The following is a 25985-nucleotide window of genomic DNA, read 5'->3' on the forward strand; positions in this document are numbered from 1 at the left end:
GATTATTTTAAGATTTTTTGACATAAAAATAACATAAACGTTATAATTATGATTATATTGTTACAAAACTAAACGATTTATTCTTTTTTAATTTAAAATAATTGACAAGTGACAAAAAAGTGGCGATAATGAAGACATCAATGTATAAGTAAATCTTATATAATTGGCTGTTATGTTTTGCATAAGAAAAAGTTAACAACTGTTTAAGATGCTCGTTTATATCGAATCTTATAATTAAAATAACTTTTACTTAATTAACTTTTCTTAAGCTAACGTAACCAATTTCTAAGGAGGAATAATGACGAAAGTAACAAAGACTTCTGAAAAAGAATTATCTACTATTTCTGAGGATAAATTAAGTAGAAGAGACTTTTTTAGAAAAACTGCAGCATATTCTGTTGGTGCAATTGCAGCAGCGAATGTGTTATCACCTGTTGAGTTAAAAGCTGCTACTGATGATCCTGCAATCATGAATGAAGCACCATGGGGAACTAAACTAGGTGATCCAGTTGACCATAATTTATATGGATTACCATCACCATATGAGCATAATAATATCAGAAGAACACACTCTTTATTTTCTTCTGGGGATTACTATGCATCTGTAGCGATGTGTCCAATTCATGAATCACAAGGTATTGTGACACCTAATGGTCTGTTCTTTGTAAGAGATCATGGAGGAACTGCACATATTGACCCAAAAGAGTGGAGATTAATGATTCATGGTGATCAAGTTGAAAGAGAAATAGTATTAACTTTAGATGACCTAAAAAAATATCCAAGTGAAAGTAGAATTTACTTTATTGAGTGTCCAGCAAATGGTGCTCCTGAATGGAGAGGACCACAGTTTAATTCATTACAATTTCAAAAAGGTTTAATGAGTGCTGCAGAGTGGACAGGTGTAATGCTTAAGACAATTTTAGAAGATGTTGGTCTTAAAAAAGATGCTGTTTGGATGCTTGCTGAAGGAAGTGATAATGCTTCAAACCCTAGAACAATTCCAGTTGAAAAAGCATTAGATGATGTAATGGTTGTTTGGGGACAAAATGGTGAAGCATTAAGAGCTGAGCAAGGTTACCCTGTAAGACTAATCGTTCCAGGATGGGAAGGTAACTTAAATACTAAATGGTTAAGAAGACTTGAAATTTCTGACAAACCATGGCATTCAAAAGAGGAAACTTCAAAATATACTATGGTTCAACCAGGTGGTAAAGCTATTAGATATTTCTGGGTAAACGAAGTTAACTCAGTAATCACTTCACCATGTCCAGAAAAACCATGGACTCACTTAAAAAAAGGTGATATGGTAGAAGTTGAAGGAATTGCTTGGACAGGACATGGAACTATCACAGGAGTTGATATCTCTTTAGATGGTGGTGACAATTGGGTTGAGGCAAAACTTAAAGGACTTGTTTTACCTAAATCATGGACTAGATTTTCATATGTTATGAAGTGGGATGGAAAACCATTATTAATGGCATCACGTGCAAGAGATGACTTTGGAAATATTCAACCTACAATTGATGAAGAAACTACAGCAGTTGGTGTTGAATCTGTTTACCATAGAAATGCAATTGTAACTTGGGAAATAACTGAAAAAGGAGAGTGTAATAATGTTCAAATTAGAAAACACAAAAAAGCTTAGTTCTATTATTCTAGGATTTGGATTATCTGCACTTTTAGCTTCTTCTTTAGTTGCAAGTAATGAGATGTCTGTTGATGGTGCAGTAAAATATCCTACTAAAGATGGAAAATATGGACCATATCATGTTAATGATCAAGATGTTAAATATAAAAATGGAAGAAAAGCTACACATAATGAAATTGAAAGATGGAATGTTGATGTAAGACCTGATGGAACTGGACTTCCAAAATATGATGAGAAACTTGGTGAGCCAATTTTAGATGATGATGGAAAACCTGCTATTGCTGAAGGTTCAGTAGAGTGGGGTGAAGAATTATACGATGCACAATGTGCAATGTGCCATGGTGAATTTGGTGCTGGTGGTAAAGGTTATCCAACTCTAGCAGGTGGAAAAACTAAAGATTTAGTTATCCAAAGACTGAATCCTGCAGATGAAAATCCTAATCCAGATGTTGCACTTAAAACTATTGGTTCATATTGGCCATATGCAAGTACTTTATGGTGGTATATTAAGGACTCTATGCCTTTTACAGCACCAAAAACGTTAAGTCATAGTGAGACTTATGCTATTACAGCATTTTTACTTTATTCAAATGGAATTAAAGTAAATGGCAAAGAGATGGATTATGAATTTGTTTTAAATAAAGAAAACTTTAACCAAATTGTAATGCCAAATGTAAATGGTTTTTACCCAGAAGTAGATACAAAAGACCCTCACCAAGGGCCTAAAAACATGCAAAAACTTTTATCTGATCCAACTATTTATGGTAAGGGTACAAGATGTATGAGTAATTGTATTGAAAAACAGTATGGTAAAGGTAAAACTGTTGATGATCTTTTATTAAAAATAAAAGTTGATTTAGCTCCAACTGTTAATCAACCAATTTCTGTTGAAAGAACTTGGAAAGAACCTAAAAAAGAAGTTGCAAATGGAGTTGATCCAGTTGTAGCAGAAAATTACGCAACTTATTGTTCTGCTTGTCATGCTAATAAAGCAATTGGTGCACCAGTATTAGGTGATAAAGATGCCTGGGCAAGTGTTTTAGAAAAAGGTATTGATGAAGTTTATGATAATGCTATTAATGGTATAAATGCAATGCCTCCTAAGGGAACGGCAATGAATTTATCTGATGATGAATTCAAAAAAATCGTTGATTACATTATCGATCAAAGTAAATAAGGAGTTAAAGTATGAAATTAATTAAAAATTTGTTTTTAGTGGCTGCTATTAGTGGCTTAGCTATGACTGGATCTTATGCAAATGATGATTTAGTAAAGCAAGGTGAAAAAATTTTTACAACTAAAAATTTAGGTAACTGTATTGCATGCCATGATGCAAATGGTAAAAACATTGATGGACCTGGAAGTATGGGACCAAAATTAACTGCGTTACAATATTGGCCAGAGGAAGAACTTTATAAAAAGATTTATAATCCTTATACTACTAATCCAATTTCTCAAATGCCTGCATTTGGTAAATCTGGATGGTTAAGTGATGGTGAAATAAAAGCAGTTGTAGCTTATTTAAAAACAATTCAATAATAAAAAAAGGATAAAAAGATGATAAATAGAAGAAATTTTTTAGGTTTAGGTTTAGGAGCATTAGCAGCTTCAGTTGCACCAGTTACATTAAGTGCAACTAATTATAGAGAAACTAAGCCAAAAGCTTGGGATGCTACAAAAGTAGATGCAGCTATTAAAGAGATTTTTGGTGCAGATGCAACAGAGAGTAAAAAAGTTAAGTTAAAAGCTCCAGATATTGCTGAAAATGGTGCAGTTATTCCTGTAACTGTTGAAGCAAAATCAGCTACAAGAGTTGCAATTTTACAAGATGCAAACCCTGAAACTTTAGTTGCAGTATTTGATGTTCCAAAAGGTGGAATTGTTGATTACGGTGTAAGAATTAAAATGGCTAAAACTGGAAATGTTTTTGCAGTAATTGAAGATGGTGGAAAGCTTTTAAAAGCATCTAAACAAGTTAAAGTAACTATTGGTGGATGTGGTGGTTGATTTAGTTCAACACTTATATAACAAATATTAATAATTTATAAAAAAGAATAAAGGAATAATAAAAATGGCTGGAAAAACTAGAATCAAAGCAAAATTAAAAAAAGGTGTAGTTACTGTTAAAGCTCTTGCAAAACACGATATGTTATCAAATCAAGAAGCTAAAAGAGCTAAAAAAGAAGCAAACTGGATTACATATATTGTAGCTAAAGTTGGTGAAACTGTTGTTTATGAAGTATCTACTTCACAATTTTTATCAAAAAACCCTTACTTTAAATTTTCATTTAATGCAGATGAATTAGGAATTAAAAAAGATGATAAATTATCATTCTCATGGGTTGATTTAAAAGGTAATACTCAATCTGACAGTATGAAAATCAAATAATTAGTCACTTTTTAGTGACTAATTAAAAAAACTACAATAGGAGATATGTATGTTGTTGAAAATAGCTAAAACTACTGCTTTAATTGCATTAACTACTGTTGCGCTAAATGCAGCTGACTTTAATGCACAAGCAGAAAAAGATAGAATTGCTTTAATCAAATATTTTGAAGCAAAATTTGAAGATCCATTAAAAAATAGAAATACTTTTTTCCCATATTCAACTGATGATGAGTTAAAAAACAATATTCTAGGTGGATTAAAAAAAGATGACTTTGCGAAAGGGAATTATGCTTTTTCTAAAAATGGTCAAGCTTCATATTATGAAATTAAAGAGTTCCCACCAACAGAAGAGTGGGTAGAAGTTGGAGAAAAACTTTATAATGAAGAGTTTGCAAATGGTAAATCTTTTGCATCTTGTTTCCCAAATCCTGCAGAAGCTGGTGCTATGTATCCATATTTTGATGAAAAAAAGGGCGAAGTACAAACTTTAACTCAGCATATCAATGAGTGCTTAGAATCAAATGGTGAAAAAAAATGGGGAACTTCAAAAGGTAAAATGGCTCATTTACAAGCTTTCTTTGCACAAGCAGCTCAAGATGAAGAAAAAACTGTTGATGTAAAAATTGAAAGTAAAGCAGCAGCTGAAGCTTATGAAAGAGGTAAAGAATATTATTATACTCAAAGAGGTTATCTAAAACTTAACTGTGCAAATTGTCACGTACAAGGGGCTGGTCAAAGAGTAAGAAATGAATCTCTATCTCAATTTATTGGTCAAACTACACACTTCCCAGTTTATAGATTAAAATGGGCAGCTGCAACACCAAATAATGATGGATTAGGTACATTAGAAAGAAGAATGTCAGGATGTGTTAAGGATCAAGGTCAAGTTCCTCCAGGTAACACAAGTAATGAGATGAAAGAATTACTATTCTTTATGGCTTACATGAATAATGGTATGAAATTTGATGGTCCAGACTTTAGAAAATAGGGAGATGAAATGAAAAAATTAATTAACTTAACAATTGCAGCTACTGCGGCATTAACTTTATCTACATCTCTTTATGCTGACAATCATATGATGGATGAAAAAGCTATGTGCGATATAAAAGCTAATGGCATTGAAAAAGTAATTGCAACAGCTAAAAAATACAATGAAATAGCAAAAGAAAAAGGTTTAGAGTTTAGAAGACTTAATGTTAATAATTCTGATTTAATTATTTCTGTTGAAGAAGCAATTAAAACTGGTGCAAAAGAGGTAAACCCTAAAACTTTTAAAGGTAAAAAATCTAAAACAGTTTTAGAAACTAATTATGCTGCTGTTAGAGCTTGTAAATTTGCAATTGCAGCGCTTAATCAGGCTGAAGAGGGTAAAAAAACTTGGCGACTTGCTGTTCCAGGAGATGGATATAAATACTAAAATTTAGTATTGTTAAAAAGTCAAGATTTTTAATCTTGGCTTTTTTTATTTAGATATTATGTATGAAATTAAGGAAATAAAAAAGATGACAATTCTAAAGAGATTTATAATAACATCGGCAATTGCTGGTATTTGTTCAACTGGAAGTTTTGCAGCAGAGGGTAGTGAAAAGTTTGTTCCTGCATTACCAGGAGTAAAATCAATTGAGATGAATCTAAATGGTGAAAAATTTACACTGATGAGAAATCAAACTGCAGGTAATAAAATTTCACCACTTTATGAAACAACTAATAGAGGAACTGCTCAACCAATCGTTATCGCACCTGGTGTTGAAACTTTAGGTGAATTAGAGTTTATTGAGTATATGAAAAAAGCTCAAACAGATGAAACTATTGCTGTAATTGACTCAAGAAAGCCAGGTTGGTATGCAAAATTAAGAATTCCAGGAGCAGTAAATGTTCCATATACTAATTTTGATGAAAAAGATACAGCAATTGAGATGATGGAAGATGAAATGGGTGTTGTTCAAAAAGAAGATGGAACACTTGACTTTTCTAATGCTAAAACTTTAGCATTGTATTGTAATGGTTACTGGTGTGGACAAACTCCAGGAATGGTTAAAAAAGCTAAATTTTCACTTTTAAATATGGGATATCCAGCAGAAAAAATCAAATACTACAGAGGTGGTATGCAAGCTTGGACTTCTCTTGGATATACTGTTGTAGGTGATGGTAAATAATTTAGGTTTCTAATATTAGATGAAGGAATTTATTAATGAGTAAATTAAGTAGAAGAGAATTTGTTTATATGATGGCAGTTTTAGGTTCTGCACCAGTTTTTGCTAATTCACACACAAGAATGCTAGAAACAACTAAGAACTTAGAAGATTATTATAAACTTAAGCCATATGGTAATGTAAGGCTAATGCATATGACAGATTCACATGCTCAATTACTACCTGTTTATTTTAGAGAACCAAGTGTAAACTTAGGTTTTCATGGAAATTATGGAAAACCACCACATATCGTAGGTGAAAAATTATTAGATTATTACGGAATTAAAGGTAATAAAAGACTTGAATATGCATACTCAATGGTGAATTTTGAGAAACATGCAAAAGCTATGGGAAGAACTGGTGGTTTTGCTCAAATTAAAACCGTAGTTGATTTTTTAAGAAATAGTTTTGGTGCAGATAAATCTTTACTATTAGATGGTGGTGATACATGGCAAGGTTCATGGACAGCACTTCAAACTAGAGGTAAAGATATGGTTGGTGCAATGAACCTTCTAGGTGTTGATGTTGCTGTTGGACACTGGGAATTTACTTATAATGCACAAGAAGTTCTTGATAATGTAAAAGAGTTAAAAGCTGAATTCTTAGCACAAAACGTAAAAGTTAAAGAAGATGCATTATTTAATGAAACTGAAATTGCTCAACAAGCTTACGATCAAGATAATGGTTATGCTTTCAAACCATATACAATCAAAGAAATTGGTGGAGCAAGAATCGCTATTATTGGTCAAGCATTTCCATATACAACTATTGCAAATCCACAAAGATTTATCGAAGATTGGACATTCTCAATCAATGATGAAGGGATGCAAGAATTAGTAGATGAAGTTAGAGAAGAAGAAAAACCAGATGCAGTAATTGTTCTTTCTCATAACGGTTATGATACTGATAAAAAAATGGCAGAAGTTGTAACTGGTATTGACTTTATTATGGGTGGTCACACTCATGATGGTGTACCTGAAGCATATCCTGTTAAAAATGAAAACGGTGTTACTTATGTATGTAATGCTGGATCAAACGGTAAATTCTTAAATGTATTAGATTTAGATGTAAAAGATGGAAAAATTGTAGGTCATAAATTTACTTTACTTCCAATTTTCTCTGATTTAATTCCAGAAGATCCAGCGATGAAAAAATACATCGAAGATGTAAGAGCACCATTTAAAAAAGACCTAGATAGAGTTATTGCTACAACTGAGCAAACTTTATTTAGAAGAGGTAACTTTAATGGTTCTTGGGACCAAATTATTTGTGATGCTTTAATTGATGTAAAAGGTGCTGATATTTCACTTTCTCCTGGATTTAGATGGGGAACATCTGTTATGCCTGGTCAAGATATCACATTTGATGACTTAGCTACTCAAACAGCTATGACATATCCTGAAACATACGCAAGAGATATTTCTGGTAAAGATATTAAATTAATTTTAGAAGATGTAGCAGATAACTTGTTTAATGAAGACCCATTCTACCAACAAGGTGGGGATATGGTTAGAACAGGTGGTATCTCATATAAAATTAATCCTACTGCTAAAATGGGAGAAAGAATATCTGAAATTACGCTAACTAAAACTGGTCAAAAACTTGATGCTAATAAATCATATAAAGTTGCTGGTTGGTCTACTGTTGGTGCAAAATCTCCAGGAGAACCAGTATGGGAAACAGTTGAAACTTATCTTCAAAATGTTAAACATATTGCTAATCTTAAAGTTGATACTCCAGATATTGTTGGTATCAAAGGAAATCCAGGAATCATTTAATTCCTAATATGAAAAGCATAGAGTTTTATCTCTATGTCTTTTCAATTTATTAAAATACTTTTTAAGTTTTTTAATAAGTTGAAAGAAGGAAGAAAATGATTATTAGAAGGACAATTTTTTTATTTACAATCTTAGCTTTTTTTGTAAGTTTAAAAGCAGATTTTAAAGAGGGGAAAGTTTTATTTGAAGAGAAGTGTGCATCATGCCATGGAGAATATATTTCATTTAAAAAATTAAAAGAGAATTTTTTTGAAAGAAACAATAATTTATTAAATTTAACTATTCCAACACAAAATATGTTAGCTTGGGCTATTATGGAAGGTAGTAAAAAAGTTGGTGACCCAAATGACTCTGAAATGAGGATTGTAGAAATTGAAGAGTATTTAAAAAGTTATCTGGCAAATCCAGATATTAACAATACTGTATGTGATAATCATGTTGTTAAATACTACAAAGAAAAAGAACCAATGGAAATAAGTGAAGATGAAGCTACTTTGTTAGCTGAGTATTTCATGGGATATAAAGCTGATAGATTAAAAAGATTTCCTAAGCCAGTAAAAGTTTTAAAAGATAATAATGATGGGAAGATTATAAAAGAAGCTTTAGAAAAAAATAAACAAATTATAGTGTTTGCTACAGCTCAAAGTTGTTATTTTTGTAAGAAGATGAAACATGAAGTGCTTGATTTAACAGAGGTACAAGAAGCAATAGCAGAAGATTATATATTTATAGAAGTTGATGTTGATTATGTTGCCTTACCTTTTGGTTTAAATAAAAGATTTAAAGGTATGACACCAACATTTTTTATTTTAACTACTTCGGGACAATTAATTAATACTTATCCTGGTGCTTGGGATAGAAAAGACTTTTTAGGAATATTAAAGGAAAATTTATGATTATACATAAGGTAATAGATATTTTTAGTGCAAAAAAAGGTCAAAGTGGTTTACCTAGACCAAAAGTTGATAAATTAGAGTTAATTTTAGATTTTGGGATAAAAGATGATAAATTTGCTGGTAAAGATATAGATAAAGCCGTAATGATTGTTGGTAAAACTACATATGAATTAGCTAAAGAAAACAATATAAATATTGAGTATGGTAGTTTAGGAGAAAATATATTGTTTGATTTTAATCCTCATGATTATCATATTGGAACTATTTTTGAAATTGGTGAAGCACAAATTCAAATCACTGAAAACTGCACTATTTGTAACCACTTAGCAGTATTTGATGATGATTTACCAATTATAGTCCAAGATTGTAGGGGAATATATTGTAAAATTCTAAAATCTGGTGAAATAAAAAAAGGTTCAACAGTAAAAATTATAGAAAAGCAACATAACGTTGCATAAAAAAGGATATATATGAAAAGTTTTTTAATAGTTATTTTATTAACTGTATTTAGTTTTGCCGAATCAACTTTTAGTGACCCTCAACCAACATTTGAGAACCCAAGAAAAGTAGCAATACAATTATATGATTCAGACTTAAAAAAAGTAGATCATAATTTGAGTACAATTTATAATATTTTAAAAGAATATCCAGAAGAGAGTTTAAAAGTAGTTGTAATTGCTTATGGAAATGGTGTTAGAGCATTAATGAAAAATTATGATCAAAAAGCTTTAACAAGAATCAAGTCTTTAATGGAATATGATGTAGAGTTTATTATATGTAGAAATACTATGGAAACAATGAAATGGACCGAAGATGATTTTATTGATGATGTTTCTTATGTTCAAGCAGGTATCGTTGAAGTTATTGAGAGACAAATATCTGGCTATGTAGGAATAATCGCTTACTAAACTTACTAAAAAAGAGGGAAACACCTCTTTTTAATATTACATTTAAACATAACTTTACTATAACTTATCTTTATATTTTAGGCTCATTTCTTTATTGTATAAATAAGTTAAATCTTATAAATTATTATAATTATAAAAAGGAGTTTATTATGTTAAAAAAAGTGTTAATTTTTATCTCGATTTTTTTAGTTTCATTGAGTTTGAATGCAAAAGAAATCTCTAAAAGTGATTGTGACTCTTTAGGTGAAGATTTTGTTTTTGCAGGTGGTGAATGTATTGAAACAAGAACCTTTGAAGGTGATTCAAATAATCATATTATGATTATAGTTCATGGTACATGGGATGAGGGGACAAATACACTTGGAAGATATGCACCCTTTGCAGAAACAATGAATTTAAATACAGATTTAACTACTATAGCAGTAGCTCTTCCTGGATATTCAAATTCATCAACAAACAAATTCAAAGCATTAGCCCATGAAGGGGTTAAAAATCTTTCTTCAAATAAAGAATATATACTATTTTTAGGTGAGTTAGTAAATGCTTTAAAAGATAAGTATGAAGCTACAACTGTAACCTATATAGGTCATAGTGCAGGTGCAAGAATGGGCGCAACTTTAACAGGATTAAAACCTGGACTAATTCAAAATATAGCATTAGCAGGTGGAAGCTATTTTACAAAAGATGATGAAAAAGGAAAAAACTCAGTATCTTTTAATGATGTAATTAAAAATGCAAATAAAGACACAAAATATTTATTTATCTATGGAACTGCAGATAAAATTTCAAAACCTGAGGCTACTACTAAATTTTTTGATGTTGCTAAAGAAAATGGCTTAAATGCAAAACTTGTAAAAGTTGAGGGTGCAGAACATATAGATTTAGATATGACGAATACCTCAGTTGAAGCTATTATTAATATGATAGAGGAAGAGTAAAACTACTTTTCTTCTATTTTTAATGGTTTATATTGTAGCATTGCATTTAGAAAATAATTACGGATAAGTTATGAATAAGAAAAAACAGCTACAGTTTAATTTAAATAATTTTTTATTATCAATATCTTTAGTACTGGATTTAGTTGAAAAAGATTTAAAAAATACTAAAAAAAATCACTCAAGGAGAATTGCTTTTATTTCTTTGAAATTAGGGGAAAGATTTCAACTAAGTCCTCAGGAAATGGCAGATTTATGTGCATACTGTTTACTTCATAATGTAGCATTAAAAAAAATCAATGAATATGATAAAGAATATTTTAATTTAGCTCAAAATCTAGCAGATAAGCTACCTTTTTTATGTAAATATGATGATGTATTAAAATATCATCAAGAGCACTACGATGGTTCTTCCTTTTTTGGTTTAAAAGAGAATGAGATCCCTTTTTTATCACAAATTATATCGTTTTCACATATTATTGATACTAATTTTGATTTTTTAGATGAAAATGTACAATTAAAAAAAGATATTAAAAATTTTATTGAAGAAAATGAAGATAAACTTTTTTCAAAAGATATTTCAGATATGTTTTTAGATATATCATCAACCGTAGATTTTTGGCTTGATATTCAAAATGAAAATGACATATTATTTTTTATCTTTTCTACATTATATGATTTTACAATCGAACCAACATTTGAAGAGGTTTTAGATATTACTTCAACTTTTACTATATTAAATGAAGAGAATGAAAATATACTAGATAAATGTTCAAAAATGGCAGATTTTTATAATTTTGAGCATAAAGATAAACAAACTTTTTTAATCGCAGCATCATTATATAATATTGGGAAATTAGCTATACCTAGCAAAATTTTAAATAAACCTGGTAACTTAAATGAAAGTGAATTTGAGATAATGAAAACTTATCCCTATTACACAAAAAAGATTTTAACTAACTTAATGGGTTTTAATGATATTTCAAATTGGGCATCAAGAGCTCAAGAAAGAGTTGATGGAAAAGGTTATCCTTATAAACTTTCAGGGAAAGACTTAAGTTTAAAAGATAGACTAATGGCCGTTTTAAATGTTTATCAATCACTTACTACAAAAAAATCTTATAGAGATAAATATAATCACAAAGAAGCAATTAATATCATGCTAGAGTTGTCAGAAGAGGGCACTTTAGATAAAACTATTGTAAAAGATGTAAAAAAACAGTTGGGGTAAATTACTCCGCAACTGTTGTTAAATTTAAAAGCTTCCATGAATAGATTCCACCTCTATACCATTTAATCTTTTCTTGAGGGAAACCAAGTTTTATTAAGTTTTCAATTGCGAAACTTGATTGTGGACACCAAGCACCATTACAAAATAAAACTAACTCTTTAGCCTTTGAAAAATCATATTTGTCTTTTGAAATCTCTTTTACCCCAATCATTTCTAATGCATCATAAAAGTCATCAGGGTATTTATTTTTATTAAAATATGTAAAAGGGATATTTTCGGCAGTTGGAATAGTAAACTGTAAGTACCAATCGGGCAATCTTGAATCTATCAAAAGCATATTTTTATTAGTTTGTGATTTTTCAATAAACTTTATAACTTCTAACTCTCCAATTGTTTCAATTTTATCATTGATTTTCATAGGAGTAATTTTTCCCATGGTGGTAAGAAATTTTTTAACACAAGCTTTTGGTAAACCCTCTTTTGCATAATCTCCAGAAAATAGGTTTTCAGGGTTTGCCCCATTTATTAAAAGACAATCCTGATCCTCAATTCTTTTGATTTTAATTATTTTATCATTGGCTTCAATCTCTACACCAACATTTTTTAAATCATAATCGTAAGAAAATGAAAAACTAAACAATAAAATTATAAATAAAAAAATTTTCATAATAAATCCTTTTTAACTAAACTTTAAGTTTATATAAAATAACTTAAACTTCTTATATAAAACCACATCCTTAAGAAGAAAATAAAAAACTGTTTTATAATTATATTAGAGGTGAATATCATGCACAACAATATAAATATAAAAATCAACGGTTTAAATGATAATACTTCATTAAAAGTTGTAGATTCATTAAAAGATATAATTAAACAATTTTCTTATCTAGATTTTAGAAGATTATCAAATATAGTTATAACATCTAATTTTCAAAGGGATGTTGAAAGAATTAGTCAATCGAATAAAAAAGGTTTTGAAAATAAGTATAGAGCAAATAAAGATACTTATGCGGTTGTTTTAACAGTTCCTAAAGATGATGACTTTGAATTAGTTTTAGTAATGAAATCAGATTTTGCAAAAAGTATCACTTGTAAAAATGATGAACAAGAGTATAAAAATGCCTTACATGTATTAAACCATGAGTTTGCACATATTCATGATAACAACAAAAAAATAGATGTTTTTAAGCAATTAATGAAAACAAAAACTTATAAAGGTAAAGATTCAATAATGTTTCCAATAGCAGAAACTTGTTGGAGTGAATATATTGCTAATTTTATCTCTTCACAAAGTGCCTTAGATACACAATATCCAAAAGTAGTTGCTAATACATTACTTGAAAAGATTTATATGACCCAACAAAATATAAAAACTTCACTAATGGCATATAAAATCAATAATAAAAGAGAAGATTTAGTTGAAAGTTCAATTGTTCAAATAGAAACACTTTTAAAAACAGCTTCATATTTAATTGGTTATTTAAATGGAATGCAAATTACACTAGCCGAACTTGATGATGAAATTGATTTAAAAATAGAGTCATCTTATTTTAATGAATTTTGGTCATTTTTAAAACATGAATTAGCTAGTATACATCAAGTTTATCCCCATGGATTCATAAATTTAACAATTTATAAAAACCTTGCTTTTTTGATTGATAACTTTTATAAAGAGCAGGGAATCATTTTTGACGAAGACAAAAAAGGTAGAATTCAAATTCACATAATTTAATTATGATACAATTTCCTCTTTTTTAGAGGAAATATATATGATAAAAGATGTTGCATACAAATATGCATTAATTTCTGTTTTTTTATGGTCAACTGTTGCAACTGCATTTAAATACTCATTAAAGTACCTAAGCCCTGAACAACTTGTTTTTTTTGCTTCTTTATGTTCATTACTCACTCTATTAATTGTTTTGTTGATACAAAAAAAATTTAATTTAATTTTTACATATATTAAAAATAATACTTTACTTGTTTTAATATTAGGTGCAATCAACCCATTTTTATATTATCTTGTTTTATTTAAAGCTTATGATTTATTACCAGCTCAAGAAGCACAGGCAATAAACTACACTTGGGCTTTAATGTTGGCTTTCCTTTCTGTACCATTTTTAAAACAAAAATTAAAGCTAAAGGATATTGTTGCAGGGATAATTTGTTATTTTGGGGTTTTGATTATTTCTACAAAAGGGGAACCCTTTTCATTAAATTTTTCAAATTTAGATGGTGTATTCTTAGCATTGTTAAGTACAATCCTTTGGTCTTTATATTGGATTTTTAATACAAAGTCTAAGGCAGACCCAGTTGTAAGTCTATTTTGTAACTTTTTATTTGCTTTACCAATGATATTTATTTATGTACTTTTAACTGATAGTTTTGAAATTACAAATATAAATGGTTTATTAGGTGCTATTTATGTTGGATTATTTGAAATGGGTATTACATTTTTGTTTTGGTTAAAAGCAATGCAAACAACAAATAATACGTCAAGAATAGCAAATCTAATTTTTATTTCCCCATTTCTTTCTTTAGTATTCATATATTTTATACTAAAAGAGCCAATATATGTCTCAACACTATTTGGTTTACTATTTATTATCTTTGGTCTTATTATTCAACAAAAAAAACAATAACTTGAAATATCTGTAATAGAGTAAATTTATTATCATATTTATGGTTATTGATTTTTTTTAAAAATATAGTAAAATAGCATTAAAATAGCATTTCATCGAATTTGTTACATATTGTATAAAAAGCAAACAGTTTTGTTTTGTATTTATAAAATTCTTAAGTTTCAATTTATATTTAATGTGAAATAATAGTTGTGACAGAAATGTTACTACTTTTTGTAGTACTAAAAATTAATTATAAATTTAAGCTATAATTAATTTATTTAAAAAGGAGTATTAATGAAATTAACTAAAATTGTTAGTGCCTTAGCACTAAGTGGGGCAGTTGCAACTTCATTGTTCGCAGCAGATACAGTTAAAATTGGTGTTCAAGCACCTATTACAGGTAAATATGCAAATGAAGGTCAAAGTATAGATAACTTTGTTAGACTTATTGTTGATGAAAAAAATGCACAAGGTGGACTACTTGGTAAACAAATCGAAGTTGTAACTTGTGATGATGAAGCAAAAGCTCAAAAAGCAGCTGTATGTGCTAAAAAATTAACAAACGCAGGAGTATTTGCGGTAATTGGTTCATATACTTCGGGAGCTACTGAAGCAGCTCAAACAACATATTATAGAAAAAAAGTATTACAAACTTCTGATGGTACTTCTGATTCTTTAATTGAGAAAAAATATTGGACTTTCTTTAGAAACTCATTTCCTAACTCAGCTCAAAGTGATTTTACAGCTGATTATTTTGTAAATGTTAAAAAATACAAAAACATTGTTGTTCTTTCTGATTATTCTTCATATTCAGCAGGACTTGGTGATGCAACAGAAGCTTCAATTAAAAAAATTGGTGGTAATGTAATTTTTAGAGGAAAGATTAAATCAGGTACTCAAAACTTTACAGCAGTACTTACAAAAATTAAAGCAATGAATCCAGATGTAATCTATTATTCAGGTTATTATACAGATGGTGGACTTTTAAGAGCTCAACAAATTCAATTAGGAATTGAAGCGGACTTTGTAGGTGGTGATTCAAATGACAACCCTGATTTCTTTAAATTAGCTGGTAATGCATCTGCTGGTACTGTTTTAATCAACTTCCCAACACCTGAGATTCTTCCTTATAAAGAAGCAAAAAAATATTTAGGTGATTATAAAGCTAGGTTTAAAATGGATCCTCCATCAATTTGGCCTGTAACTAATGCAGATGGTTTAAGAGCAGTTATTGAAGGTGTAGAAAAAACAAACTCTTTTGATACTAAGAAAATTTCTGATTATATTAGAAATGAAATGAAAGACTTCCCTGGAATTACTGGACCATTTAATATTAGAGAAGATGGTGAAAGAGTAGGGGCTAAATTTGTTGTATACAAATTAAAAAATGACGGAACTAAAGAAGTAGTTGGTCAATAATTAAAAAAGAGGCATAATGGATATTTTTCTTCAACAGTTAATTAATGGTTTAACTATTGGTAGTCTTTATGCATTAGTTGCTTTAGGTTATACAATGGTTTACGGTGTGATGAAGTTAATCAACTTCGCACACGGTGACCTTGTTGCCTTTTCAGCTTATGTAGGACTTACAATTTTTTCACAACTTTTTGGTGCTAGTGCAACAAATTTCATAAATATTATTATAATATTTTTATTAACAGCAATTATTGTTGCTTTTATAGGTGTTCTTCTTGAGCGTCTAGCTTACAGACCTTTAAGAACTGCACCAAGACTTAGTGCAGTTGTTTCTGCTCTTGGTGCTGCACTTGTAATTCAAAATGGAATCATGCTTATTTGGGGACCAAATATGCAAATTTTCCCTGCAGATTTACTTCCAAGTACGTCATGGAACTTTGGTGGTGTAATTATATCATTTACACAGCTTGTAATTTTAGTATTATCAGCATTTTTAATGGCAGCATTATTCTTGTTTATTAATAAAACAAAAATGGGTACAGCTATTAGAGCAACTGCAATAGATCAAGATGCAGCAAAACTTATGGGTATTAATGTAAATAGAGTAATTATGCTTATTTTTATCATTGGTTCTATGCTTGGAGCAATTGGTGGTTTATTTATTGGTTTATATTATAGAGCTTTAACTTTTGATATGGGTTGGCTATATGGTTTAAATGCCTTTATTGCAGCTATTATTGGTGGAATTGGTAATATCCCTGGTGCTATGCTTGGTGGTTTAATGTTAGGATTATTTAATGCATTAATTGCAGGATATATCTCAACAGAATGGGCTGAGACTTTTACATTTATTTTACTAATCGTGATTTTAATTGTAAGACCTACAGGTATTCTTGGTGAAAAAACAGCGGAGAAAGTATAATGAATAAAACAACATTAATTGCCATTTTATTTTTAGTAATAATGGCTATTTTCCCATTTTTAGTTGATTCAGCTTGGCTTTCAATTGGAATAACTTTTTTAGTTTTTGCAACGGTTGCATTTTCACAAGATATTATATTAGGACGTGCTGGTGTATTTAATATGGGTCATGCTATATTCTTTGGTATCGGTGCTTATACAACAGCTATTTTAAATGTACATTTTGGTTTTGAGATTATTGAAACAATCCCTTTTGCAATAATACTACCTGCAATAATAGCAGTATTATTAGCTGGGCCAATTATCCACTTAAGAGGGGATTATTTACTAGTTGCAACAATTGGATTTAATATTATCTTTGAACAAGTTCTAAAAAATGATATTTTTGGTTTAACTGGTGGTCCAAATGGTATTTTTGGAATTGATATAGTTAGAGTTTTTGGTTATGAGTTATTCGAAGACAATCATATTTATTATATGGCCTTTGGTTTACTTTTAATTACACTTTTAATTATTCGAAACTTAGATACTTCAAGATATGGAAGAGCACTTTATTATATCAATAAAGATGAGATTGCTGCAAAATCAATGGGTATTAATATCCCTTATTATAAGTTATTTGCTTTTGCTTTAGGTGCAGGTATTGCTGGTGCTGCTGGAACTATTTTTGCGGTTCAATATTCAGCTGTATCTCCTGAATCATTTAATTTTATGCAATCTGTTATGTTCTTTGCAATTGTACTAGTTGGTGGTTCTGCTTCACTTCCTGGTGTTATTATTGGTACTTTTGTAATGTTCGTATTACCTGAATTATTTACAGAATTTAAAGAATCAAGATATTTAATATTTGGTGCAGCGATGGTACTTGTTATGGTACTTAGACCAAATGGTGTTTGGCCTGCAAAATTTGGAAATATTCCAAAATTTTTAAGACTAAAAGCTGATGGAGGAGAAAAATAATGGATTACGTATTAGAAATAGAAAACGTATCTAAGTTCTTCTATGGGCTTGTTGCAATTGATGATTTAACTATCAAAGTTAAACCAGGACAAATTTATGGAATTATTGGTCCAAATGGTGCTGGAAAAACTACACTTTTTAACTGTGTTACAGGTATTTATACTCCTGAAGAGGGAACTATTAAATATAAAGGTGAAAATATTACTGGTATGGAGCCTCACAAAATTGCCCAAAGGGGAGTTTTAAGAACATTTCAAAATATTAGATTATTTAAAGAGATGAGTGTAGCTGAAAATATTATGGCAGGATATCATACAAAATCAAAACAAAAATGGTATCACTCAATTATTCATACACCATTTTATAAAAAAGATGAATTATCATCATGGAAAAAAGTTGAAGAACTAATGGAGTTTTTTGACCTATCTAGACTTGCAACTGTTCCTACAGGTGATTTATCTTATGGTAATCAAAGAAAAGTAGAGATGGCTAGAGCTCTTGCTGCTAATCCAGAACTTCTAATTTTAGATGAACCTGCAGCAGGACTTAATGAAAATGAAACAATTGAGCTTACAAATATTATTAGAAAAATATCTGAAATGGGTATTGGTATTATGATGATTGAACATGATATGGAAATGGTAATGAGTCTAACTGATTATATTACTGTTATTAACTTTGGAAAAGAGATTTCTCAAGGGGAACCAAGTTTTGTTCAAAATGACCCAAGAGTTATTGAAGCATATATTGGTTCAGATGATGAAGATGAGGATGAGTAATGGTTGATCACGAAATTTTATTAGAAGTAAAAGATTTACATGTAAGTTATGGGGCCATCTCAGCAATTAAAGGTATTGATTTAGTTGTAAAAAGGGGTGAAGTTGTTACTATCCTTGGTGCAAACGGAGCAGGGAAGACTACAACTCTTAGAACTATTTCTGGGCTTTTAAAATCAAAATCTGGTAATATTATTTTTGATAAGAATGATATTACCAAAACCGAAGCTCATGATATAGTATCTTTGGGTATGTCTCATTCTCCAGAAGGAAGAAGAGTTTTTGGTACACTTACTGTTGAAGAAAATTTAATGATGGGTGCATATACTTTAAAGAATCATGATAAAGAGACTTTAGAGTGGATATATGATATTTTACCAAGATTAAAAGAAAGAAGAAAGCAACTTGCTGGAACACTTTCAGGTGGTGAGCAACAAATGCTTGCAATTGGTAGAGCAATTATGTCTAAACCAAAGCTTTTAATTCTTGATGAACCAAGTTTAGGATTAGCACCAATTTTAATTAAAGCAATTTTTAAAGCAGTGAAAGAGATTGCTCAAAGTGGTGTAACTGTTTTATTAGTAGAACAAAATGCAAAAGCAGCTTTAAAACTTGCTGATAGAGCTTATGTTCTTGAAGTTGGTAAAATAACTCATCAAGGTACAGCTGAAGAATTACTTGCATCAGAAAAAATTCAAGAAGCTTATTTAGGTAAAAAACATTAAAAAAATGTTTAACTTAGATACTAAAAAAGGGAAAGCTTTTGTAGCTTTCCCTTTTTTTATGGATTTTTTAGTGAGCCATAAAAATTGGTATATCTGTATGTTCTAAGATATATTTTGTTGTTCCACCTAACATTAATTCTTTTAATCCTCTATGCCCAAAAGCACCAGCAACTATTAGATCATAGTTTCCTTCAATTGCATAGTTCAATAATGCTTGTCCTGGAACTTTTGTAGTTTTAACCTCTTCAAAAGTTATCTCAACGCCATGTACTCTTAGATATGATTGAATCTTTATAATATCTTCTTTAGTTGAGATGTATTCTTTAGAATAAATAAGTTTAATCTCTTTTGCTTTTTTTAGTATATCAATAGAATGAGATAAAGCTTTTGAAGCTTCAGGAGAATTATTCCACCCAATTAAAATTTTATCAGTTTTAAATGTTTTCATTACTCTTGGAAACATAAGAACAGGCTTTCCACTTTTTGTAACTATTGCTTCAAATGTTGCAGTAATTCTACCATTATGAGGTGAAGCAGCAAGTACTAAATCACAATATTTTGATTCTTGTTCAATAATTTTACTTCTATAACCTTCTCCAAGAATTACTTCTGCAGTTGCTACATTCTCAATAGCTTTTTTTGAAACTTTATTTCCTATTTTTTTTGCTTCATCTTTAAATATATTTTGTGTCTCTATTAAATCTTCTGTTAACCTTCTTGATGCAATTGCATTTAGTTCGCTAAGAACATTTGAAGGAATTCCACCATCCATTTTAATAATCTGGCTTGGTTTAGCTTGAGATTTTAATATTTCAAGATGACAATTAAAATATTTACCAATTAGTAAAGCTCCATGAATTCGCTCTTTTAATTCTTCTCCCCCACCAATAGGGAAAAATATTTTTTTGTATTCCATTTAGTATTCCTTGAAATTAATTATGGAAATAATAACATATATTGAATCTTTATTCAATAATAAATAGTGAGAATTTTGAAATTTTTGGAAATATAGAGTTAAATAAACTAAGTGAAATTTTACTTAGTTTATTTATAGAAAGGTTCAATAATATAGCAACCTATTGACCATTCACCTTTTGATTGGGTTTTGTTTATTTCTCCACCTTTAAAAGATGATTTTAGGTTATCATATTTTGCTACAACTTTGTCAAAATTATTGATTATTTCAGGTATTCTTTTATCAAGTTTTTTTCTAGCTTCACTACTAATATCTGAATAAAATGTAAAAATACCATAATCTAAAGTAGAGTTTTTATATTCATCGTCTCTATTAATCATTTTACAGATTCGTTCAATTTCATCTAAATATTCAGCTTTTGAATTTATTACATTGTTTACAACAGAAATAATTACCCTTGAGATTGAGTCATTATCATTTGCATGTTCTAATCTTTCATCTAAAGTTATACTAAAAGTTCCCTCTTTTAAATCTCTATGATTCATAAATTCTAAAAACTGATCTCTTTTTGGTAAAGAACACCTTAGAATATCTGAAACAGTTGCATTTATAAAAATTTCAGGAGTATCCTCTTTAATTTTAGCTATCTCTTGTGCTATATGTATGGTAACAATTTTATGTGGACCAAAAGATAATGATAATCTATTGTTAGTCCAAAATAAAAAATTGTTTTTTGCTGCAACAACACCATTTAAAATAGCGTCAATTATCAGCTCTTGTTTAGGAAAGTTATTCATAATAGTTCTCTTCTACTTCTTCAATAATTCCACTTTCGAATAAAATATTTTCAATTAGTTTATTTTTTGATACATTAATTTTCTCTGATAATATAACTAAAGCATTATCTAGCCTTGAATCAATTTTAATTGTTAATTGCGAAACCTCTTTTTTTTCTCTTAAGCTTTTATTAATAGCGTTATTAATGATACTTCTATCATATTTTTGTTTTGCCACGCATTTCCTTTTTCTTAATAAGATAATAGAATTCTATATTAACTACTTTTAAAACTACTTTAAGTACTACCATGTAAAAAAGTAATCTGTTTAAATAATAAACATATTTAATGGAAAAAGTATTGGTAATTTAAGTTTTAATTAAGTTTCATTTGGCAATAATTTATGAAAGGTATTACTTTTTGTAGTACAAAAAATAAATTATAGAAAACGGGGACAATATGACTAACGAAAAAAACATTATTCAAAATGCTATAAACTTAGCTGAAAAGTGGCAAAATAGGGCTACTGAGCTTGTAAGTGATTTTGATAGAGAATTTTATGTTAAAATGAACAAAATGCTTGAACAACCAAAAGATAAAGCACTTCTTATTGAGCTTATGGATCAATCTTTTAGAGTTGAAAACCCTGCAAGAGTTGCAGATCAAATTTGTTTTTTATTAGAAAAGCATGGTATGGCAAATTTCTTTACTACAAAAGATAGAATGTTATTATGGCTTTTCCAAAATATTGGTAAATATTTACCATCATTATCTGTTCCAATGTTTGTTAATCAAATTAGAGAAGATACAAGAACAGTTGTTATAAAAGGTGAAGAGGGACCTTTTAATAAACACCTTGTTATGAGAAAAGAAGAGGGTACAAGAGTAAACATTAACCTTATTGGTGAAGTTGTACTTGGTGAAGAGGAAGCCGAAGAGAGAATTGAAAAATATCTTAAAGCTTTAGAAAATCCAAATATCGATTATATTTCTATTAAAATATCAACAATATATTCTCAAATTAATGCACTAAATTTTGATAATACCGTGTCAGTTCTTGTTGATAAATTAACAAGAATCTACAATCAAGCATTAAAATATCCATATATTGCGCCAGATGGTACAAAATCAAATAAATTTATTAACCTTGATATGGAAGAGTATAGAGATTTAGATATTACTGTTGAAGTATTCAAAAAAACCCTTGAGAAACCTGAGTTTAAAAACTTTTATGCAGGTATTGTACTTCAAGCTTATTTACCTGACTCATTTAATGTTCAAAAAGATTTATGTGAATGGGCAAAGAAAAGAGTTGAAGCTGGTGGAGCACCTATTAAGTTTAGACTTGTTAAAGGTGCTAATATGGAGATGGAAGAAACTGAAGCTTCTCAAAAACACTGGGAGATGGTAACATATACTGATAAGAGCGATACAGATTCAAATTATAAAAGAATGATTAGATATGCACTTCAAAAAGAAAATGCTCCTTATATGCATGTTGGAACAGGTTCTCATAATTTATTTGAACAAGCATTTGCAACAGAATTAGCAAAAGAGAATGGTACAAGTGAGTATCATACACTAGAAATGTTAGAAGGGATGAGTGAATCTGCAAGACTTGCAATTAAAGAGATTACAAAAAATCCAATCCTTTATGCTCCAACTGCTTCAAAAGAACAGTTTACAAATGCTATTGCATATCTAGTTAGAAGATTAGATGAGAATACAGGAGATGACAACTTTATTAGATATTCTTTTGGACTTAAAGTTGGTAGTAAAGATTGGCAGATGCAAAAAGAACTTTTCTTAAAATCTTTTGAGAATGAGAAAACATCTTTTGTTGGTGCAAAAAGACAACAAAATAGATTAACAGAAAAATGGGATGATTTTAATGGTTCGTCTTATGATTTAGGTGAATATCATGCGGAAGCAGATACAGACTTTGTTCTTCCTGCTAACCAAGAGTGGGCAAAAAATATCATTAAAAAATGGAAATTCTCAAAAGACACTGAACACCAAACTGTACCTGTTGTTGTTGCTGGTGAAGATTTAACTGGTGATAGAAAAGTTATTGAAGCTATTGATAAATCACAATTAAAAGATGGTGTTTTAGCAGGAAAATTTGCTAATGCAACTGCTGAAGACTTAATAAAAGCAGTAGAGGTTGCAAAAGCTGATGTTGATGGATGGAGATCAAAAACTTATAAAGAGAGACATGCTTTATTAAAACAAGCAGCTATAAAAGTTAGAGAAAGAAGAGATGACCTTATTGGTATTGCAGCTGCAGAAGTTGGTAAAATTTTTACTGAAACTGATGTTGAAGTAAGTGAAGCAGTTGATTTTATTGAGTTCTATGCTCATTCTACACAATATTGGGAAAAATATACTAATATTAAATTTAAAGGAAAAGGTGTTGGAGTTGTTGTTCCACCATGGAACTTTCCTGTAGCTATCCCTTTAGGTGGTGTATCTTCTACTTTAGCCGCTGGTAATACAGTAATTATAAAACCAGCAAGTGCTGCAGCTCTTACTGCATATGAGATGTGTAAATGTTTCTGGGATGCTGGTATTTCAAAAAATGTACTTCAATTTGTTCCTTGCCCTGGATCATTAGCAGGTGAGCATTTAATTGCAAATAAAGATGTTGATTATGTTATTTTAACTGGTGGTGAAGATACTGCTTATAAAATGTTAGAAACAAGATCAGATTTATTATTAACTGCAGAAACTGGTGGAAAAGATGCAACAATTGTTACAAATATGGCAGATAGAGAGCAAGCTGTTAAAAATGTATGTTTAAGTGCTTTTAATAATTCAGGTCAAAAATGTTCTGCAACATCACTATTAGTATTAGAAGAAGAGGTTTATAATGATAAAGCTTTTAGAAAAGCTTTAATTGATACTGCTAAATCAATGAGTGTTGGTTCTGTTTGGGATTTTAAAAATAGAATTGGTACTTTAGCAAATCCTGTTTCTGGAAATCTTAAAAAAGCACTTGAATCTTTAGAAGGTAACGAAGAGTGGGCTTTAGCACCTGAATATGCTGACGATAATGAATATATGTTAAAACCTTCTATCAAATGGGGCGTAGAAGAGGGTAACTTTATTCATATGAATGAATTATTTGGACCTGTACTTGCTGTTATGAAAGCAAGAGATTTAAAACACGCTGTTGAAATTGTAAACTCTACTGGTTATGGATTAACTTCAGGTATTGAATCTTTAGATGAAAGAGAAGTTGAATACTGGAAAGCTAATCTTAAAGCTGGGAATCTTTATGTAAATAGAGGAACAACTGGTGCAATCGTTCTGCGACAACCATTTGGTGGAATGGGTAAATCTGCAATTGGTGCAGGTAGAAAAGTTGGTATTTTCAATTACATTACTCAATTTGTAGATTTTACTGAAACTTCAAAACCAAATGTTTCAAAAAAATATAATACAGAACTTACTAGATTTATAGATTCTTGTAAAGGTGCTAGTAAAGATGATATTGAAAAATTATCTGTTGCTTTACAATCTTATTATGAAAATTATGAAAATGAGTTCTCACAAGAAAAAGATTATTGTAACGTAAGAGGTGAAGATAACCACTTTAGATATATTCCATTAAAAAATGTTTTAATTAGAGTATCAAGTGATGATACTATTTTTGAAGTAGTTTCAAGAATTTTAGCAGCAAGAGTATCAGGGGTTCATTTTAAAGTTTCAATTAATAACAATAGTGAAGTAAAATCATTTTTAGAGCAATCAAAAGAGGTATTATTTACAGTTAGAGATTCTATGATTGAACAAGATGACAATTCTTTTGCTAGAGATTTAGCATCATATGATAGAGTAATCTATTCAGATATTGAAAAAGTACCTGCTTCAGTATTTAAAGAAGCAGCAAAAACAGTTACTTTTATTGTAAGACAAAAACCTATGATGGAAGGAAGACTAGAACTTCTTAACTACTTTGCTGAGCAATCAGTATCTCACTCTTACCATAGATATGGAAATATTGGTGCAAGAGGAATTAAATAAGAAGAATTTTCTTCTTATTTAATCTTGTATATATTTAACACTTAATAATAAACCACTTTATTTATAATTAACTAGGGAAAACTTTATGGAAGTATGGGCTTTATTTTTTATATGCATTATTTTTTTTATTTTTGCATGGTATGTACATGATAAGTATGTACAAAGAAAACATCAAATTTTAGTTAACTACCCAATAATAGGTAGATTAAGGTTTGTGTTCCAAGAGTTTAGAGAACCATTTAGACAATACTTTGGTGATGAAAAGTTTTATGAGTCTATGGATAAACTTGATTGGGTTTATAATGCTGCTAGGGATAAAACAAATTTCGCTTCTTTTTCACCTGGTCAGCCTTTACCAAAACCAAAATTTATGTTAAGACATACAAATATTGTTTTAAATGATGATGAAGTTGAAAATGATTTTTCAGTTACTTTTGGGGAACAAAGAGAATTCCCTTTTGTTACAAAATCAATTATTGGTAGAGGTCCTATGAGTGATGGTTCTATTTCACCTGAAGGAACTAGAGCCTTTGTTAATGGATCTTATTTAGCTAGTTTCCCAATAAATTCTGGGGAAGGTGGTTTAACTTCAAACTTTTTTGTAACGCATAATAATTATGACACAAAATATATGAAAGAGGTTAAAGGTACACCTTTTGAAGAAAAAATCTTCAAAGCTTGTAAAATCTTATTTAATGTTCCTGTTGCAATTGACTTTTATAGAAAAATTATTTTTAGAAAAGATCCTTTAGCAGATACTTATGTTTTCAATAAAGAAAAAGAGTGCTTTTACAGACCAAACTGGGATGCTCCTTTAGATGTTTTCCCTAAAAATGTTCCAGATGATATGCCTGATATTATTTTACAA

General features: G+C 29.6%; 26 protein-coding genes and 1 pseudogene. 23 read left to right on the top strand and 4 right to left on the bottom strand.

Annotated features, from left to right (window positions below; all coding sequences use genetic code 11):
- Positions 1-298: 298 nt before the first annotated feature.
- From soxC to FDK22_RS13765, 14 genes are all read left to right on the top strand, one after another.
- Positions 299-1645 carry a sulfite dehydrogenase gene (soxC, locus tag FDK22_RS13700; protein ID WP_138153544.1) on the top strand — a complete coding sequence of 449 codons (1347 nt, stop codon included), beginning with the start codon at positions 299-301 and terminating at the stop codon, positions 1643-1645.
- Complete coding sequence (locus tag FDK22_RS13705; RefSeq protein WP_138153545.1) at positions 1614-2825, top strand: c-type cytochrome; 1212 nt, start codon at positions 1614-1616, stop codon at positions 2823-2825. Before soxC ends, FDK22_RS13705 begins: the two co-directional genes overlap by 32 nt.
- Positions 2826-2836: 11 nt before the next feature.
- On the top strand, positions 2837-3187 hold the full coding sequence (gene soxX / locus FDK22_RS13710) for a sulfur oxidation c-type cytochrome SoxX (RefSeq protein WP_138153546.1): 351 nt from the start codon (positions 2837-2839) through the stop codon (positions 3185-3187).
- An 18-nt stretch (positions 3188-3205) separates the two neighbouring features.
- Positions 3206-3655 carry a thiosulfate oxidation carrier protein SoxY gene (soxY, locus tag FDK22_RS13715; protein WP_138153547.1) on the top strand — a complete coding sequence of 150 codons (450 nt, stop codon included), beginning with the start codon at positions 3206-3208 and terminating at the stop codon, positions 3653-3655.
- A 64-nt stretch (positions 3656-3719) separates the two neighbouring features.
- Complete coding sequence (soxZ, locus tag FDK22_RS13720) at positions 3720-4037, top strand: thiosulfate oxidation carrier complex protein SoxZ (protein WP_138153548.1); 318 nt, start codon at positions 3720-3722, stop codon at positions 4035-4037.
- A gap of 49 nt (positions 4038-4086) precedes the next feature.
- The gene (soxA, locus tag FDK22_RS13725) at positions 4087-5025 is read left to right on the top strand and encodes a sulfur oxidation c-type cytochrome SoxA (protein WP_138153549.1); all 939 of its coding nucleotides are present in this window, start codon (positions 4087-4089) and stop codon (positions 5023-5025) included.
- 9 nt (positions 5026-5034) lie between these two features.
- Entirely contained in the window at positions 5035-5454 is a 420-nt protein-coding gene (locus FDK22_RS13730; RefSeq protein WP_138153550.1) for a hypothetical protein, read from the top strand.
- Positions 5455-5539: 85 nt separating this feature from the next.
- Positions 5540-6193, top strand: coding sequence for a rhodanese-like domain-containing protein (locus FDK22_RS13735; RefSeq protein ID WP_138153551.1), 654 nt, complete (start codon positions 5540-5542; stop codon positions 6191-6193).
- Positions 6194-6228: 35 nt separating this feature from the next.
- A complete protein-coding gene (gene soxB, locus FDK22_RS13740; RefSeq protein ID WP_138153552.1) occupies positions 6229-8007 on the top strand; it encodes a thiosulfohydrolase SoxB in 1779 nt (592 codons plus the stop codon).
- Positions 8008-8102: 95 nt separating this feature from the next.
- The gene (locus FDK22_RS13745) at positions 8103-8903 is read left to right on the top strand and encodes a thioredoxin family protein (RefSeq protein ID WP_138153553.1); all 801 of its coding nucleotides are present in this window, start codon (positions 8103-8105) and stop codon (positions 8901-8903) included.
- A complete protein-coding gene (locus tag FDK22_RS13750; protein WP_138153554.1) occupies positions 8900-9361 on the top strand; it encodes an MOSC domain-containing protein in 462 nt (153 codons plus the stop codon). Before FDK22_RS13745 ends, FDK22_RS13750 begins: the two co-directional genes overlap by 4 nt.
- A gap of 12 nt (positions 9362-9373) precedes the next feature.
- Positions 9374-9811 carry a DsrE family protein gene (locus FDK22_RS13755; protein WP_138153555.1) on the top strand — a complete coding sequence of 146 codons (438 nt, stop codon included), beginning with the start codon at positions 9374-9376 and terminating at the stop codon, positions 9809-9811.
- A 149-nt stretch (positions 9812-9960) separates the two neighbouring features.
- Positions 9961-10749, top strand: coding sequence for an alpha/beta fold hydrolase (locus tag FDK22_RS13760; RefSeq protein ID WP_138153556.1), 789 nt, complete (start codon positions 9961-9963; stop codon positions 10747-10749).
- A 70-nt stretch (positions 10750-10819) separates the two neighbouring features.
- Positions 10820-11977, top strand: a complete 1158-nt coding sequence (locus FDK22_RS13765; RefSeq protein WP_138153557.1) for an HD domain-containing phosphohydrolase — start codon at positions 10820-10822, stop codon at positions 11975-11977.
- 1 nt (position 11978) lies between these two features.
- On the opposite strand, the gene FDK22_RS13770 is transcribed toward FDK22_RS13765, so the two are convergent.
- Positions 11979-12644: a rhodanese-like domain-containing protein gene (locus tag FDK22_RS13770; protein WP_138153558.1), complete on the bottom strand. Its 666-nt coding sequence runs from the start codon at positions 12642-12644 to the stop codon at positions 11979-11981.
- Between the two features lie 120 nt (positions 12645-12764).
- Here FDK22_RS13770 and FDK22_RS13775 point away from each other — a divergent pair, with 120 nt between their 5' ends.
- The 7 genes from FDK22_RS13775 (at position 12765) to FDK22_RS13805 (ending at position 19399) form a co-directional block, all read left to right on the top strand.
- Positions 12765-13709 carry a hypothetical protein gene (locus FDK22_RS13775; RefSeq protein WP_138153559.1) on the top strand — a complete coding sequence of 315 codons (945 nt, stop codon included), beginning with the start codon at positions 12765-12767 and terminating at the stop codon, positions 13707-13709.
- Positions 13710-13746: 37 nt separating this feature from the next.
- Complete coding sequence (locus tag FDK22_RS13780) at positions 13747-14619, top strand: DMT family transporter (protein WP_138153560.1); 873 nt, start codon at positions 13747-13749, stop codon at positions 14617-14619.
- 276 nt (positions 14620-14895) lie between these two features.
- A complete protein-coding gene (locus tag FDK22_RS13785; protein ID WP_138153561.1) occupies positions 14896-16020 on the top strand; it encodes a branched-chain amino acid ABC transporter substrate-binding protein in 1125 nt (374 codons plus the stop codon).
- Between the two features lie 16 nt (positions 16021-16036).
- The gene (locus tag FDK22_RS13790; RefSeq protein WP_138153562.1) at positions 16037-16939 is read left to right on the top strand and encodes a branched-chain amino acid ABC transporter permease; all 903 of its coding nucleotides are present in this window, start codon (positions 16037-16039) and stop codon (positions 16937-16939) included.
- The gene (locus FDK22_RS13795) at positions 16939-17898 is read left to right on the top strand and encodes a branched-chain amino acid ABC transporter permease (protein ID WP_138153563.1); all 960 of its coding nucleotides are present in this window, start codon (positions 16939-16941) and stop codon (positions 17896-17898) included. Before FDK22_RS13790 ends, FDK22_RS13795 begins: the two co-directional genes overlap by 1 nt.
- Positions 17898-18677 (top strand): ABC transporter ATP-binding protein, encoded by a 780-nt coding sequence (locus tag FDK22_RS13800; protein WP_138153564.1) that lies wholly within the window; start codon positions 17898-17900, stop codon positions 18675-18677. The genes FDK22_RS13795 and FDK22_RS13800 overlap by 1 nt, the downstream gene beginning before the upstream one ends.
- Positions 18677-19399: an ABC transporter ATP-binding protein gene (locus FDK22_RS13805; RefSeq protein ID WP_138153565.1), complete on the top strand. Its 723-nt coding sequence runs from the start codon at positions 18677-18679 to the stop codon at positions 19397-19399. Before FDK22_RS13800 ends, FDK22_RS13805 begins: the two co-directional genes overlap by 1 nt.
- Positions 19400-19466: 67 nt before the next feature.
- On the opposite strand, the gene FDK22_RS13810 is transcribed toward FDK22_RS13805, so the two are convergent.
- From FDK22_RS13810 to FDK22_RS13820, 3 genes are all read right to left on the bottom strand, one after another.
- Entirely contained in the window at positions 19467-20315 is an 849-nt protein-coding gene (locus FDK22_RS13810) for a universal stress protein (RefSeq protein WP_138153566.1), read from the bottom strand.
- Between the two features lie 128 nt (positions 20316-20443).
- Positions 20444-21112: a hypothetical protein gene (locus FDK22_RS13815; protein WP_138153567.1), complete on the bottom strand. Its 669-nt coding sequence runs from the start codon at positions 21110-21112 to the stop codon at positions 20444-20446.
- Positions 21105-21329: a hypothetical protein gene (locus FDK22_RS13820; RefSeq protein WP_138153568.1), complete on the bottom strand. Its 225-nt coding sequence runs from the start codon at positions 21327-21329 to the stop codon at positions 21105-21107. Before FDK22_RS13820 ends, FDK22_RS13815 begins: the two co-directional genes overlap by 8 nt.
- 221 nt (positions 21330-21550) lie before the next feature.
- On the opposite strand from FDK22_RS13820, the gene FDK22_RS13825 reads away from it, so the two are divergent.
- Both FDK22_RS13825 and FDK22_RS13830 read left to right on the top strand, forming a co-directional pair.
- Complete coding sequence (locus FDK22_RS13825; RefSeq protein WP_138153569.1) at positions 21551-25117, top strand: bifunctional proline dehydrogenase/L-glutamate gamma-semialdehyde dehydrogenase; 3567 nt, start codon at positions 21551-21553, stop codon at positions 25115-25117.
- Positions 25118-25202: 85 nt separating this feature from the next.
- A pseudogene (locus FDK22_RS13830) lies at positions 25203-25985 on the top strand (FMN-binding glutamate synthase family protein); the annotation flags it as partial.

The sequence above is a fragment of the Arcobacter arenosus genome, from assembly GCF_005771535.1.
In the GTDB taxonomy this organism is placed as follows: domain Bacteria; phylum Campylobacterota; class Campylobacteria; order Campylobacterales; family Arcobacteraceae; genus Halarcobacter; species Halarcobacter arenosus.

Excerpts from the sequence above, each read along its gene's own strand:
- FDK22_RS13805 (WP_138153565.1), top strand. The coding sequence starts at position 18,677 with ATGGTTGATCACGAAATTTTATTAGAAGTAAAAGATTTACATGTAAGT.
- soxX (WP_138153546.1), top strand. The coding sequence starts at position 2,837 with ATGAAATTAATTAAAAATTTGTTTTTAGTGGCTGCTATTAGTGGCTTA.
- FDK22_RS13790 (WP_138153562.1), top strand. The coding sequence starts at position 16,037 with ATGGATATTTTTCTTCAACAGTTAATTAATGGTTTAACTATTGGTAGT.
- FDK22_RS13770 (WP_138153558.1), bottom strand. The coding sequence starts at position 12,644 with ATGAAAATTTTTTTATTTATAATTTTATTGTTTAGTTTTTCATTTTCT.
- soxB (WP_138153552.1), top strand. The coding sequence starts at position 6,229 with ATGAGTAAATTAAGTAGAAGAGAATTTGTTTATATGATGGCAGTTTTA.
- FDK22_RS13825 (WP_138153569.1), top strand. The coding sequence starts at position 21,551 with ATGACTAACGAAAAAAACATTATTCAAAATGCTATAAACTTAGCTGAA.
- FDK22_RS13785 (WP_138153561.1), top strand. The coding sequence starts at position 14,896 with ATGAAATTAACTAAAATTGTTAGTGCCTTAGCACTAAGTGGGGCAGTT.
- FDK22_RS13765 (WP_138153557.1), top strand. The coding sequence starts at position 10,820 with ATGAATAAGAAAAAACAGCTACAGTTTAATTTAAATAATTTTTTATTA.
- FDK22_RS13815 (WP_138153567.1), bottom strand. The coding sequence starts at position 21,112 with ATGAATAACTTTCCTAAACAAGAGCTGATAATTGACGCTATTTTAAAT.
- FDK22_RS13730 (WP_138153550.1), top strand. The coding sequence starts at position 5,035 with ATGAAAAAATTAATTAACTTAACAATTGCAGCTACTGCGGCATTAACT.
- soxA (WP_138153549.1), top strand. The coding sequence starts at position 4,087 with ATGTTGTTGAAAATAGCTAAAACTACTGCTTTAATTGCATTAACTACT.
- soxZ (WP_138153548.1), top strand. The coding sequence starts at position 3,720 with ATGGCTGGAAAAACTAGAATCAAAGCAAAATTAAAAAAAGGTGTAGTT.
- FDK22_RS13810 (WP_138153566.1), bottom strand. The coding sequence starts at position 20,315 with ATGGAATACAAAAAAATATTTTTCCCTATTGGTGGGGGAGAAGAATTA.
- soxC (WP_138153544.1), top strand. The coding sequence starts at position 299 with ATGACGAAAGTAACAAAGACTTCTGAAAAAGAATTATCTACTATTTCT.
- FDK22_RS13735 (WP_138153551.1), top strand. The coding sequence starts at position 5,540 with ATGACAATTCTAAAGAGATTTATAATAACATCGGCAATTGCTGGTATT.
- FDK22_RS13755 (WP_138153555.1), top strand. The coding sequence starts at position 9,374 with ATGAAAAGTTTTTTAATAGTTATTTTATTAACTGTATTTAGTTTTGCC.
- FDK22_RS13705 (WP_138153545.1), top strand. The coding sequence starts at position 1,614 with ATGTTCAAATTAGAAAACACAAAAAAGCTTAGTTCTATTATTCTAGGA.
- FDK22_RS13795 (WP_138153563.1), top strand. The coding sequence starts at position 16,939 with ATGAATAAAACAACATTAATTGCCATTTTATTTTTAGTAATAATGGCT.
- FDK22_RS13760 (WP_138153556.1), top strand. The coding sequence starts at position 9,961 with ATGTTAAAAAAAGTGTTAATTTTTATCTCGATTTTTTTAGTTTCATTG.
- FDK22_RS13800 (WP_138153564.1), top strand. The coding sequence starts at position 17,898 with ATGGATTACGTATTAGAAATAGAAAACGTATCTAAGTTCTTCTATGGG.
- FDK22_RS13750 (WP_138153554.1), top strand. The coding sequence starts at position 8,900 with ATGATTATACATAAGGTAATAGATATTTTTAGTGCAAAAAAAGGTCAA.
- FDK22_RS13775 (WP_138153559.1), top strand. The coding sequence starts at position 12,765 with ATGCACAACAATATAAATATAAAAATCAACGGTTTAAATGATAATACT.
- FDK22_RS13780 (WP_138153560.1), top strand. The coding sequence starts at position 13,747 with ATGATAAAAGATGTTGCATACAAATATGCATTAATTTCTGTTTTTTTA.
- FDK22_RS13745 (WP_138153553.1), top strand. The coding sequence starts at position 8,103 with ATGATTATTAGAAGGACAATTTTTTTATTTACAATCTTAGCTTTTTTT.
- soxY (WP_138153547.1), top strand. The coding sequence starts at position 3,206 with ATGATAAATAGAAGAAATTTTTTAGGTTTAGGTTTAGGAGCATTAGCA.